General features: G+C 43.6%; 13 protein-coding genes. 4 read left to right on the top strand and 9 right to left on the bottom strand.

Going from position 1 to position 13,251, the window contains the following annotated elements; translation table 11 throughout:
- Nucleotides 1-5 precede the first annotated feature (5 nt).
- From QWZ01_RS03945 to QWZ01_RS03915, 7 genes are all read right to left on the bottom strand, one after another.
- Complete coding sequence (locus QWZ01_RS03945; RefSeq protein WP_290321929.1) at nucleotides 6-458, bottom strand: DUF2147 domain-containing protein; 453 nt, start codon at nucleotides 456-458, stop codon at nucleotides 6-8.
- A gap of 329 nt (nucleotides 459-787) precedes the next feature.
- Nucleotides 788-1,045, bottom strand: a complete 258-nt coding sequence (locus QWZ01_RS03940; RefSeq protein ID WP_290321928.1) for an acyl-CoA-binding protein — start codon at nucleotides 1,043-1,045, stop codon at nucleotides 788-790.
- A gap of 7 nt (nucleotides 1,046-1,052) precedes the next feature.
- Nucleotides 1,053-1,502, bottom strand: coding sequence for an acyl-CoA thioesterase (locus tag QWZ01_RS03935; RefSeq protein WP_290321927.1), 450 nt, complete (start codon nucleotides 1,500-1,502; stop codon nucleotides 1,053-1,055).
- Between the two features lie 7 nt (nucleotides 1,503-1,509).
- Nucleotides 1,510-2,487: an electron transfer flavoprotein subunit alpha/FixB family protein gene (locus tag QWZ01_RS03930; RefSeq protein ID WP_290321926.1), complete on the bottom strand. Its 978-nt coding sequence runs from the start codon at nucleotides 2,485-2,487 to the stop codon at nucleotides 1,510-1,512.
- A gap of 31 nt (nucleotides 2,488-2,518) precedes the next feature.
- Nucleotides 2,519-3,262 (bottom strand): electron transfer flavoprotein subunit beta/FixA family protein, encoded by a 744-nt coding sequence (locus QWZ01_RS03925; protein WP_290321925.1) that lies wholly within the window; start codon nucleotides 3,260-3,262, stop codon nucleotides 2,519-2,521.
- 206 nt (nucleotides 3,263-3,468) lie between these two features.
- The gene (locus QWZ01_RS03920) at nucleotides 3,469-5,265 is read right to left on the bottom strand and encodes an acyl-CoA dehydrogenase FadE (protein WP_290321924.1); all 1,797 of its coding nucleotides are present in this window, start codon (nucleotides 5,263-5,265) and stop codon (nucleotides 3,469-3,471) included.
- A gap of 207 nt (nucleotides 5,266-5,472) precedes the next feature.
- Nucleotides 5,473-6,381 (bottom strand): helix-turn-helix domain-containing protein, encoded by a 909-nt coding sequence (locus QWZ01_RS03915; protein WP_290321923.1) that lies wholly within the window; start codon nucleotides 6,379-6,381, stop codon nucleotides 5,473-5,475.
- A gap of 239 nt (nucleotides 6,382-6,620) precedes the next feature.
- Between QWZ01_RS03915 and QWZ01_RS03910 the strand changes: the two genes are divergently transcribed.
- On the top strand, nucleotides 6,621-7,844 hold the full coding sequence (locus tag QWZ01_RS03910; protein WP_290321922.1) for an OmpP1/FadL family transporter: 1,224 nt from the start codon (nucleotides 6,621-6,623) through the stop codon (nucleotides 7,842-7,844).
- 18 nt (nucleotides 7,845-7,862) lie between these two features.
- Nucleotides 7,863-9,188 carry an SGNH/GDSL hydrolase family protein gene (locus QWZ01_RS03905; RefSeq protein WP_290321921.1) on the top strand — a complete coding sequence of 442 codons (1,326 nt, stop codon included), beginning with the start codon at nucleotides 7,863-7,865 and terminating at the stop codon, nucleotides 9,186-9,188.
- Between the two features lie 70 nt (nucleotides 9,189-9,258).
- Here QWZ01_RS03905 and QWZ01_RS03900 read toward each other — a convergent pair whose 3' ends face one another.
- Entirely contained in the window at nucleotides 9,259-10,146 is an 888-nt protein-coding gene (locus QWZ01_RS03900) for a 1-aminocyclopropane-1-carboxylate deaminase/D-cysteine desulfhydrase (protein ID WP_290321920.1), read from the bottom strand.
- 129 nt (nucleotides 10,147-10,275) lie between these two features.
- On the opposite strand from QWZ01_RS03900, the gene QWZ01_RS03895 reads away from it, so the two are divergent.
- Both QWZ01_RS03895 and QWZ01_RS03890 read left to right on the top strand, forming a co-directional pair.
- On the top strand, nucleotides 10,276-11,334 hold the full coding sequence (locus QWZ01_RS03895) for an RluA family pseudouridine synthase (RefSeq protein ID WP_290321919.1): 1,059 nt from the start codon (nucleotides 10,276-10,278) through the stop codon (nucleotides 11,332-11,334).
- Between the two features lie 145 nt (nucleotides 11,335-11,479).
- Complete coding sequence (locus QWZ01_RS03890; RefSeq protein WP_290321918.1) at nucleotides 11,480-12,316, top strand: aminotransferase class IV; 837 nt, start codon at nucleotides 11,480-11,482, stop codon at nucleotides 12,314-12,316.
- Nucleotides 12,317-12,389: 73 nt separating this feature from the next.
- Here QWZ01_RS03890 and QWZ01_RS03885 read toward each other — a convergent pair whose 3' ends face one another.
- Nucleotides 12,390-13,187, bottom strand: coding sequence for a DUF3050 domain-containing protein (locus QWZ01_RS03885; protein WP_290321917.1), 798 nt, complete (start codon nucleotides 13,185-13,187; stop codon nucleotides 12,390-12,392).
- Nucleotides 13,188-13,251: the final 64 nt, after the last annotated feature.

Here is a 13,251-nt window from a genome sequence, read left to right as displayed (position 1 = left end):
TAATATTATTCTGCCCGTTCCCAGGTGGTGGTACGACCTAAAAGCGATATGCCCACATACCCGCGAATGGATAACGTTTTGCCATTTTGTGTGATATTGCAGGAGTAGGTTTTGCCGTTTTTAGGATCATAAATTTTGCCGTCGGTATATTTATTCTCGCCATCAGGTACAAAGCCCGAGAGGATCGCCATACCTATAATGGGCCTGCTCCGCAGTTTTTCGTCTTTGTTTTTCTCGTCGGTTTTGGGTTTGCCATCTTTTAATGGTTCCTTAAGCCATATTATTTTTCCGTTGAACTTACCATCAGCGCCTTTAGCGATCTGGATCTTGGCGTTTTTAATATCATTATACCATACCCCTTCAATTTTATCTGTTTGTGCCCTTGCCGTAATATTTACAGATAATGTGGTAAGTATTATTAATAATAAGCGAACGAAATGTTTTTTAGGTGATAACATGGTTTTTGCTTGCTATTGCCAAATAATTCAAATAAGCCTTTAGCACATACAAGCCAGCAGTATATGAACTACAGTTGTACCGCTTTGCAGGGGCAAACAGAATTACACGACAGGTTGAAAAATAATTTAGTATTGGTTTATAGTTAACAAATATCTTTTTTACCGAAGCTGAACAAAGGTTAAAATGGCGGAAACATTTGTCAATATTTCGGAAACTTTCAGTTTGTATTATTTATAAGTTGGTTTATTAAAGATAAGTATTTTTTGTTGGAGCATTGAAGAGAAGCAACCGTTGATGTACATAATTTTGTTTCACTTGCAAAGCATGATCAGGACAGGCCTTGTACCAGATCAATATATTGCTGCCGGGCATCGGTAGCTTGCATGCCTTTGAGCTTCAGCCATGCATCGTATTTGGCCTTAGCTACAAAATCAAACATGGCGGGCTGGTTTTCTGGGTTGATATCGCCTTCTGTAGCTTGCTTGAACAAGCTGTACAGGCGCAGCAGGGTTTCGTTATCAGGGCGGGAAGGGAGTTGCTTGCTTTGAGCAACGGCGGTTTCAAAGGTTGTTATCTGGTCAGTCATTTTAAATTTAGTTGTGGATTGTTTTTAGTTCTTCCATATAATCTTCACTACGGGGGGCCAGCATAAATAGGCGGCTCAATGCTGTGGGTAATATGGCAAGTTTGCGTTTTTCCATATCTATCCAGGCTCCATGCGCCATAATAATGGCGGCCTTTACCCCATCGCTGCGATACACCTCGTGCCTGATTGTCCACCGTGAACCATCGGGGCGCGAGCGTGCCACTTCACAGGTTATTTGTACATGATCGCCAAGTTCTATCTCGCGCAGATAGTTCAATTCTTCTTTAAAAAGAACCGGGCCAATTTTATATCCAAAAAGACTGGTAGGTTTCAGTCCCAAACTTTCGAGCATATTTAAACGGGCCTGCGCGCCAAGATCAGCATAGGCCGAGTGGCGCATGTGCTTGTTAGCATCTATCTGCGACCATAATACTTGTCCCTCATAAAAAACATTCATCGTTTTATTATTTATGGTTCTGTCTGAATTTTTTTACTGCCTCGGTAAGCTTTGGTAAAACCTCCAGGGCATCGCCAACAACACCGTAATTGGCAGCCTTAAAAAACGGGGCTTCAGGATCTTTATTAATCACCACAATATTTTTTGAACCGTTAACACCCGCCAAGTGCTGAATGGCTCCTGATATTCCGACTGCTATATACAGATCGGGCCGTACGGTACCACCAGTTTGCCCAACATGCTCATGGTGCGGCCGCCAGTGAGCATCGGCCACCGGGCGCGAGCAGGCAGTGGCCGCACCGAGTTCTTTTGCCAGATCTTCCAGGATACCCCAATTTTCCGGTCCTTTAAGTCCGCGACCGCCGGATACTACCAGTTGAGCATCAGCCAATGGTATCTCACCTTTTATTTTATTTACTTCCTTAACCGTGATGCCAAAGTCATTATCGCTAAAATTTACATCCAGTTTTTCTATAGATGCTTTGCCTTCACCTTTATTCAGCTGAAATGTATTTGGTATCAGGGTGATCACTTTTACATCGCTCGTAATATTTACATGCGCAAATGCCTTGCCCGAGAAAACGGCCTTTTTAATTACAAATCCCTTATCCAGGTCAGGGTAGGATAATGCACCGGCTACCAAACCTGCTTTGAGTTTTCCAGCTACCCGTGGGGCTACTGCGCGACCATTAATATCATGCAGCATAATGATAATCTTGCTGGCTTCCTGTTGGGCCGCTGTCAGTAACGCGGTTGTATATGCCCGGGGATGTAACTCATTTAAACGGGCATCGGGTACATTCAACACTTTATGAGCGCCGTATTGGCCAAGGTTTTCCATTTCATCATTGGGCAATGTTCCCAAAACAATAGCGCTTACCGTAGTGCCCGTTTTTTGAGCGATGGAGGTAGCATACTGTACAGCTTCCAGACTTTTCTTTTTTATACTTCCTTCGGTATGTTCTACCAGTACTATTACAGACATTTTTATAGGTTTTAGTTTACAAAAAGGGTTTTTATAATACCTTGGCTTCGGTATGCAGCAGGGCTACCAATTCGTCCATATTATCGGCCTCGATCAGTTTAATGCCTGCTTTTGCTGGGGGTAATTCATAAGCCAAAATCTCAGTTACCGGATCAACAGCTACAGGTGTAACCGCTTTAAGCGGGCGGGTACGCGCAGCCATGATACCCCTCATATTAGGGATACGGGCTTCGGCAACACCTTTTTGACAGGCGATAACTACCGGGAGGCTACAAGCATCTGTTTCTTCGCCGCCTTCAATTTCTCGCTTTACAATTACGCTGCTGCCGTTTATCTGAATATCAGTTGCAAAACCTATGTAATCAATATCCAGCAGACCGGCAAGCATAGCACCTACTGCGCCATTGTTATAATCGATGGATTCCTTGCCGCACAAAATGAGGTCATAACTTACGGATTTAGCATATTCGGCAATATAGGTGGCCGTTTGGAAAGGGTCATTACTATCAGCATCTATACGGATGGCCTCATCGCCGCCCAAGGCCAGCGCCTTGCGGATCACTGGTTCAACATCTGCTTTACCAACGGTTATAAGGTGAATATCGCTGGCTGTGCCGCTCTCTTTGAGTTCAAGCGCACACACCAGAGCATACCATTCGTCATATGGGTTAACAATATAAGTTGTACCCTGGTTATTGATCGCGGTGTTGTCGTCTTTCAGTACAATTTTGGTGCTGGTGTCAGGCACCTGGCTTATACACACTAATATTTTCATGTAGCCCCCTCTGAATCTCCCGAAAAGAGAGACCATTTTATTTGGTTTATAAATTTTGGTTGATTAAGAAATTGCCGGGTTGTTTTTTCAGAAAAGCCCCTTCGGGCCTCCCCACCGGCCTGGTAGGGGAGGCATCCTGGTCCTCTTGTCGGGTAGCGTTGAGTGCATGGCACTCCCTTTCCTCTGAAGAGGGTCGGGGTTATCGGTTAATAGCAGTATTTATTTGCTTCAATTAATTTGGCCGCGATGTTTCTGCGGGCCTGTGTGGTATTGATATCTTCAGTTTTAGTAAAGCGTTTAAGGCCCATTAACATCATACGGCGCTCGTCGCCATCGGCAAATGAATTGATAGCCTCGCGGCCCGCGTTGGCAATTTTTACGGCAGCATCGTTAATGTAAACATGCATCATGTCAAGCTTTTCTTTAACGGCTTCCTCGCCTTTCAGGCCAACGAGTTTTTCTACACGCAGTTGTAATGATTCGCTCACGTAAAGCTCTATCAGCATGTCGGCCAGGTACATCAGCACTTCCTGTTCCTTACCTAACTGTGTCATGAGTTTTTGTACAGCTGCTCCCGCTACCATCAGGATAGCTTTCTTGAAGCCTGCTATATATTTTTTCTCTTTGATAAATAAGCCTTCTTCATCGGCACCGCCAAAATCGGGTACGCTCATCAGCTCACCGGCCACTTTTTGGGCCGGGCCCATCAAATCGAGTTCGCCTTTAAGGGCACGTTTCAGCATCATATCAACAGTAAGCATCCGGTTAATTTCGTTAGTTCCTTCAAATATCCGGTTGATGCGTGAGTCGCGGTAGGCTCGGTCCATCGGTGCTTCGGCGCTGTAACCCATTCCACCGTAAATCTGTACGCCTTCGTCAACCACATAATCCAACGTTTCGGATGCATGTACTTTGATTATGGCAGCTTCAATGGCAAACTGTTCGGTCCCTTTTAATTTTGCCTTGATAGGGTCGAGGCCCGATGCTTCGTACATTTCGGTAGCTTCCTCCATATTTTGGCTGGCACGGTATATGGCTGCTTCCGAAGCATAAGTACGAATAGCTTGCTGCGCCAGTTTATAACGGATAGCACCGTATTTTGAAATTGGCCTGCCAAACTGCTCGCGCTCGTTGGCATAGCGAATGGCCGATGTAATAACTTCTTTGCTGGCCCCAATGGTGGCGCCCCCCAATTTTATACGGCCAAGATTTAAAATATTGACGGCAATTTTGAAACCGTTCTGCCTTTCAGATAGTAAATTTTCTACCGGCACTTTGCAATCATTAAAGAATACCTGGCGGGTTGAACTGCCTTTGATACCCATTTTATGTTCTTCGGTATTTAATGATAATCCTTCAAAATCTTTTTCAACAATGAAAGCACTCAGGTTTTCATCATCATCTATTTTGGCAAATACGGTGAAAACATCAGCAAAGCCTGCATTGGTGATCCACATTTTTTGACCTGTAAGCAGGTAATACTTACCATCGGCAGAGAGTTTTGCCCGGGCCTTGCCCGAGTTGGCATCAGACCCGGCTCCCGGTTCGGTTAGGCAGTATGCGCCTTTCCATTCGCCGCTTGCCAGTTTAGGGATATATTTTTCTTTCTGAGCGTCGTTACCGTAATATAAAATGGGCAGGGTTCCTATACCTGTGTGAGCAGAAAATGCCACAGAGAATGAATTACCCGCACCCAGCTTTTCGGTAACCAGCATAGAGGTTTTAAAATCTTTACCAAAGCCGCCGTATTGTTCGGGAATAGAGATACTGAGCAGACCAAGCGCGCCGGCTTCTTCCATCAGGTGAGGCATCAATCCTTCTTCCTGCTCGTCTATACGGGTTAAATTGGGTACCACATTTTGAGCGAGGAAATTGGTACATGTTTCTGCGATCATCAACTGCTCCTCGTTCCATTCTTCCGGAATAAAAACACTATCTGCCTGAGTTTCCCTGATCAGAAACTCACCCCCTTTGATGGCTTTTATTGATTCGATCTCACTCATAATTTAAATTTTAAGTATGAGGTAATTGGTATAAAGTATCATGACTTTGAATGGTATTCAGACACATGGAGGCATCTCAATACTTGATACTAATTACTTAATACTGTTTTGGTTAGTTTTATAATCAGGAGTAAAAGTATAAGCCTCGCCGGCAGAAAAAAAGGGCAGCAATGCGGAGGTATTGGTCAAAAAGTCGGAAAAGAAATATCAATGCGTGGTAACCACCCTATAATCAGAGGGAGACATGCCGGTATGCTTTTTAAAATACTTGCCAAAAGAGGATTGATCAGGAAAATGGATCTCTTCGGCTACATGGGCGATGCTTATTTCTTTATTACGGAGCAGTACTTTGGCTTCCAATACTACGGCATCGTCAATCCATTCACCTGCGGTTCGGCCGGTTACTTCCTTAATGGTTTCGGTGAGGTGTTTGGGTGAAACGTACAATGAATCGGCATAAAACTGTACGTTGCGGTGTTCCTTATAATGATGAAAAACCAGATCCTGGAACAATACATTCAATTCCTGTTTGCGGGTTTGTTTGCCTTTTACAATAACGTGTTGCTTTTCGTATATTGATTCTACCTCGTAAAGCATAGTGATTAGCATACTCCTGGATATTTCCATACGATAAGGATGAGTTTCCCGGGCCATCTTTTGCTGCATCAACAGGTAAATATCCAACAGCATTTTAGCATCTTCATGACTGGGGTATATTACCGGCAGCGATGCGCTTTTGAAATAACTGAATGATTCCAGAAAGTGGCTGTTAACATTGTTCTCGGTTAAAAAAGCCTTGGAGAAAACAATGAACCGGCACAGGAAATCGTCACTGCTTTCATAGATCCTTAAAATATGGAACGGCGTTGCCAGCAGCATAGCATCGGGTTTGGCTTCATACACCTGTAAGTTGGCCTCAACGCGGGCGGTGCCACGGGTGCAAATACCTATAATATATCCGTCTGAGCGGTATGGAAACTCACTTAAACTCAGTAGTTGTTTTTCGTCGGCTATAAAAAAATCAGGACCTATCAGTTTGTCGGCATAGAGGTCGGCAAATTTTGACAGGCTCAGTTGAGCGATCTTTTTGCTCACATATCTGGGATTTTTGCTCATGTAACGAAAGGTATAATTTTATTCCCTTAATTTATTAAAAGTGTTAATTAAACAGTAATAATATTTAATACTATTTTATTAAAAATAAAGTATTGATTAAAGTTTTTATCCGACTTTTTGACCAATACCTCCGCATTATAGCCCTTTTTTTACTTTCAAAGCCTCCTAATTTTATTTTTTAAATAGATGCAGTTTGTTACCCTCAGCAAACCACTTATTATAAACCAATTATATTTATCATGAAAAAACTTCTACTATTGCTGTTTGCAATATTACCTGCTATGGTATTTGCCCAGGGTTTCCAGGTTAACCTTCACGGACAGAAACAGATAGGTATGGGGCACACCGGAACCGGCTTATTGCAGGATGGTTCATCTGTATTGTTTAACCCGGGCGCGGTGGTAATGCTGCCCGAAAATTTTGTTCAGGCAGGTATCAGCCCGCTATTCTTTAAATCTGACTTTAACCCAAGCGGTACTACAGATCAGTTTCGTACTAAAAATAAGGTTGCCACTCCCTTTACAGCTTACGCGGTATGGGGCCCTAAAAACTCGTGGTGGAAACTTGGTTTAGGCGTTTATACACCTTTCGGTGGTTTAACGGACTGGGGCAATCAATGGACAGGTAAATATGTATTGGAAAGCCTTGATCTGAAAGCCATCTATTTTCAGCCTACCATAAGTATAAAACTGGCCGACTTTTTAAGTGTAGGCGGTGGTTTTGTTTACAACCACGGTACGGTTGACCTTACCCGGGCCATTCCGCTTGTAAATGCATCGGGCGATGTGGGGCAGGCTGAATTGAAAGGGAACGCACACGGCTTTGGCTGGAACGCGGGCGTGTTTTTAAAGACGGAAGTAGGCCTTACCGTAGGTCTTGATTATCGCTCAAAAGTAAATACCACGGTTAAAAGCGGTGATGCTATTTTTACTGTTCCTGCATCAATACAGGCAAATTTTCCGCAGCCAAATACTTTTAGCACTACGCTGCCTCTGCCTTCAACATCGTCTATCGGCTTTGGCTATTCGCCGGCAAAAGATTGGACGATTGCTGTTGATGTGAACTTTACCCATTGGTCGGTTTATAAAGTGCTGGGATTTGATTATGCGCAGAATACGCCTACGCTGCAGGATACTTACTCGCCCCGTAATTATAAAGACGGATGGAGTTACCGGGCCGGTACCCAGTACAAAGCCAGCGATAAGTTGTTTTTACGTGCAGGCGGTGGTTACGCCACTACTGCCGTGCGCGATGGTTATGTTACCCCGGAGGCTCCTGATGCCAACCGCTACTATTTTACCGGCGGTATAGGTTATGCGCTGGCCAAACACCTTGATCTGGATGTTTCATTTGAGTATGAGCGGGTAATATCGCGCACGCAAACAAATATCGAGTCGCAGTTATCAGGTACATTTAAAACCAATGTTTATATCCCCGGCTTGTCACTTGCTTATCACTGGTAACATTTAAACGCAAATCAAATGAAAACTTATAAATCATACTTACATATATTTTTAGCCGCGGGCTTATTGAGCTTTGCGGCCTGCAAAACCGACATCAATACACCGAAACCGTCACGCGGTACGGCAGATTTTTCGAGGTATATATCGGTGGGTAATTCCCTTACAGCCGGCTATGCCGATGGAGGATTATATCGCGAAGGGCAGTTAAACTCATACCCCAGCATTATTGCCGCGCAAATGCAAAAAGTGGGTGGAGGGACGTTTACACAGCCTTTATTCACAGCAGAGCAATCAAATGGCTCCGGCTATTTGAGGCTGGCCGGTTTTAACGCCGATGGAACCCCTAAAACAGAGCAGGTTAAAACTAATTTGGCCGTACGCGGGCAGATAGCCGTTCCGGGGTTTGGGAATGTGATACTGTATACCAAATATACTGGCGACATCAATAATTATGGTGTACCGGGAATCAAACTGCAGCAAATAACCTATGCGCCATACGGTAATTTGAATGGTTATTTTGAAAGGCTGCTGCCTAATGATTCGCCAACAAATACTACGGCTTATCTTGATTTTGTAACGGCCAAGCCATTTACTTTTTTTACCGATTGGCTGGGTAATAACGATGCGCTGCTATATGCCACAAGCGGCGGAGCAGGGGATGTGCTAACGGATAAAACATTGTTTACGCAATTGTATACCCTTTCTATCGGTAAGCTAACCGCAAACGGACAAAAAGGTGCAGTGGCAACCATTCCTGATGTTACTTCTGTGCCTTATTTTAATACGGTAACTGTGGGTGCTATTCTTGCTGCTGTACAAAAGGCAAACCCGGCCGCTAAAGCCTTATATGTTAATGCGCTTGTTTCGGGTACTGCTTACGCCCCCCGGGTTGCAACTGCAAGCGACCTGGTTGTACTTACGTTTCCGACAAGTATGATAGGGCAGCCGGTAAATACGCCTGCTGGCCCGTTGCCTTATGGGTTAACACCTTATACACCTATAGATAATCAATATGTGCTTGATCAAAATGAAGTTGCGCTTACTCAGGATTATGTAAGTTCGTACAATACTACCATCAAATCTGTAGCGGCATCCAAAGGTTTAGCTGTTTTTGATGCCTTTACTTTTTTGAATGACATTAAAGCACATGGCCTTACAGTTGATGGTGTAAACCTGAGTTCGGCCTATATCAGCGGGGGGATATTTTCACTGGATGGGGTGCATTTAACTCCTCGTGGATATGCCATTGTAGCTAATGAATTTATAAAAGCCATCAACAAACAATATAGCGCCACTATTCCGTTGGCTAACGTATCGAGCTATAACGGCGTTAAGTTCCCATAAAAACTAAATTAACTAAATACTGATCTCGTTGAGAGCTGTTTCTTCGCAAAGGAGAGCGGCTCTTTTTGTTTTAAAACTTATCTTTCATACCCAATAAGCCCCATATACCTCCGCTGTGGATGGCGAGTATTTTGCTGCCGGGTTTAAAATGTTTTTTTGCTATCAGATCATAAAGGGCATACATCATTTTACCGGTGTAAACAGGTTCAATTACAATGCCGGTAGCAGCAACAAATTGTTTTATAAAATCAATCAGTTCATTATTCGCTTTTCCGTAACCGCCAAAATGGTAATCGGTATGCAGATCATAATGAATGGGAGCGGTTAGTAAATGGTCAATTTCATTTTTCATAAAACTGCCGTTCTTAAACACGGGTATAGCATTAAATGTGGTTTTAAGCTGATGCCTGGTTAGTCCGTTGATGATGCCTGCCGCAGTGGTTCCTGTACCGCAGGCGCAAAAAATATGATCGTAGGTTTCGGTAAGTTCATCAACCAGTTCGCTGCAACCTAAAGCTCCCTCGGCAGATGCGCCGCCTTCATCAATAAAAAAGGCATCCTCGTTATTACCAAAGTAGTTGGCGAACAGGGCAGGTTTATCTCGGTAGCTTTCCCGATCTGTAAATATCAACTGCATGCCGTGCAGCTTGCATAAAAACAGGGTATCATTATCTACCGCTTCTCCGCGCACTATGCCAGTAGCCTTAAAGCCAAAGCGGGCCGCCGCCGCTGCTGTAGCCAACAAATGGTTGGAATATGCTCCACCGAAAGTTACCAAATGGTCTTTTTGCTGTTCCTGAGCTGTTTTAAGGAGGTATTTTAATTTACGCCACTTATTGCCCGATATCATGGGGTGTATCAGATCGTCGCGCTTTAAAAAAACTTTTACGTCATGTTCATCAAAAAGCGGGTTGCTGATTGCCTGAACCGGACTAAAAATTTCAAGGTCAATATTCATGGTATATTTAGTAGCAAGATATTAATACAGCTTACAGAAATGCCAAACTATTTAAAAATCCTGATAGTTGATACTAATATCTTGCTACTATCTTAACCTAAAACAAAAAACGATTACTTTTGCGCTCAAATGGCAGACGATACCGAGTTTATAGAGCAGGAAGAACAGGATTTATATGAACACTTACGCGTTGTGGTTGACAAAGGTCAGTCACTGCTACGTATTGATAAATTTTTAATGCACCGGGTGGAGAATGCCTCGCGCAACCGTATCCAGAATGCTATTGAACTGGGTAATGTTCTGGTGAATGATAAGCCTATCAAATCGAGCTACCGGGTAAAACCGCTTGATGTTATATCGGTGGTATTACCGCACCCGCCTCGTGATACCGAGGTTTACCCTGAGAACCTGCCTATCAACATTGTTTATGAGGATGATGACGTGCTGGTGGTTGATAAGGCTGCGGGCATGGTAGTACATCCGGGGTATAATAATTATACCGGTACACTGGTTAATGCGCTGGTATATCATTTTCAGCAATTGCCTACGCTGCCGGGTAATGATGGCCGGCCGGGGTTGGTACACCGCATTGATAAAGATACATCGGGTTTGCTGCTGATCAGTAAGAACGAACGCTCTATGAATTGGCTGGCCAAGCAGTTTTTTGACCATACCATCACCCGTAAATACATAGCATTGGTTTGGGGCGATCTGGCAGAGGACGGTACGGTTACGGGCTATATCGGCCGTAGTATTAACGACCGGAGGGTAATGTCGATATATGACGATCCTGAAAAGGGGAAATGGTCTGTTACCCATTATAAGGTGTTGGAACGTATGGGTTATGTTACCCTAATTGAATGCCAGCTGGAAACAGGGCGTACTCATCAGATCAGGGCGCACATGAAGCACATCGGTCACCCTTTGTTTAGCGATGCCACTTACGGCGGTGATAAAATTTTAAAGGGTACTGTGTTCAGTAAATACAAACAGTTTGTGGAGAACTGCTTTGAGCTGATGCCACGCCAGGCTTTGCATGCACAGATTCTCGGCTTTTTGCATCCTACGTTAAAAAAACAAATCATATTTGAGTCACCGCTTCCGCCAGATTTTGAGGGTGTACTGCAAAAATGGCGTAAATACACTGCCGCTGGCAATCAGGCAAATACAATTCCGGATGAATTATAATATGCTTAGTACCAATATAAGCATGGTTTTTGAGCAGGCATATGGCGCTCATGAATTTACAATGCCATAGCATTATGAACAATTTAACCTGTTTTATCCGAATAAAAAATCTGCATTTTTGCACACTTGAAATCTGCACATCCAAATGACGCCTGTTTTTATCAATTTTAATGGAGAGGTACACCCGGCAAACAGCCACTTGCTATCCGTAGCCAACAGGGCTTTCAGGTATGGCGATGGTTTGTTTGAAAGCATGCGTTTAATGAAGGGACAACTAAAATTTGCCGACCTGCATGCCGACCGCCTGCAACGCGGTATGAAAGCCCTTAAAATTGACGGCTACTCGCAGATGGACACCTATTTTTTAAAGGAAATAGTAGAGGAACTGGCCAAACGAAACAAGGTAAAGCATGGCAGGCTGCGCCTCACCGTTTATCGTGATGCCGAGGGTTTGTATACACCATCGCAAAATAAAATGGGTTATTGCCTGGAGCTTACCCCATCTGACGAGCCCAGGTACTTTTTGAACGAAAAGGGCCTGATCATGGATGTATTTAACGAACTGCCTAAGGCAACAAATTATCTTTCAAATATTAAAACCTGCAATTCGCTCATTTATGTAATGGCGGGTATCTATAAAACTCAAAATAAGCTTGATGATGTGTTTTTGCTGAATCAAAACGGTTTTCTGTGCGAAGCCAGCAGCTCTAACATATTCATATCTTACCAAAATCATTTATACACTCCTGCCTTGAGCGAAGGTTGTGTAGAAGGTGTAATGCGCAAGGTGATCATTAAACTGGCCCTGGAGAACAATATTGATGTAACAGAAGCCCAGATAAACCCCGATATTCTTTACGAAGCCGATGAAGTGTTTTTAACCAATGCCACCCGTGGCATACAAACGGTAATGGGTTTTGGTGTAAGGCGCTATTTTAACCGCATCAGCAAGGTGCTCATGGATGAGCTGAATAAGTTGTAAGGATAAGTTTTGGGTTTTAAGTAATGAGTTTTGAGTTCACAATGTTTACAACTCAAAACTCAATACCTGAAACTTATAAGTGCAAAGATACCGGAGTTTTTATAGCAGCCAGTATACCATCCCACAAAGCAATACGTGTTTGCAAGGCCTCTTTTACCGCATTGGTTGCTTCCTGCCATTTCGTGTCATCGTCGCCGCAAAGTTCAGCAGTCATTTGGTAAGCCAATTGTGAATGGTGGTCGCCATCAACTTCAATATGGCGCTCCAGGTAGTATAATAAAATATCAACCTTCCCTGGCAGTTGTTTGCTCAGTTCTTTTACAATGCTCACAAACATATCAGGTATCAGATCCTCACGGCCAAAGGTAAATACCGCTGCCTGTACGTGGTTTTTGCTGCTTTCAATTACCTCAAAGGTGTGCTGCACAAAGTTGCGAGCGCTTAAAGGAATCTCGGCAATGATGAGGGCTTCATCAATATGTTTACCAAAGTTAAGCTCATTGAACAGGTTATTGATAGCTATGGCTTCGCTGCCGGCCTGCTGCATGGCGCGCAGGTACAACTCAAAATGGCTGGTGCGGTTGCCTGCTTCGTCTATATCGCTTTCCTCGCCGGTAACAATTTCGTTGATGAGATAGCGGGTATTAGCATTACCGGTAGGCATCCAGGGTGTAACAGTACAAGTTAATCTTTGCTGAAGCGATTTTAACAGCGACATAAAATCCCAAACGGCAAACACATGATGATCCATAAAAACGGTAAGCTCATCAAGCGAGTTAATGTTTTTATAAAGTTCGTGTTGTATTAATTGCTCACGTAAGGGTTGTATCTCGTTTTTTAAAAGGGTAATTCTGTCGCTGTAGCTTGCCATGGAATAAAAATTATGAGGCCGCAAAAATAGTAAACCCAGTGATTATTAAGGCAGTGTTTATTTA

This window comes from Mucilaginibacter aquaedulcis, from assembly GCF_030409325.1.
GTDB classification, from domain to species: Bacteria; Bacteroidota; Bacteroidia; order Sphingobacteriales; family Sphingobacteriaceae; genus Mucilaginibacter; species Mucilaginibacter aquaedulcis.
The sequence above is the reverse complement of the archived record's forward strand: the minus strand, read 5'-3'. Positions and strand labels throughout refer to the sequence as shown.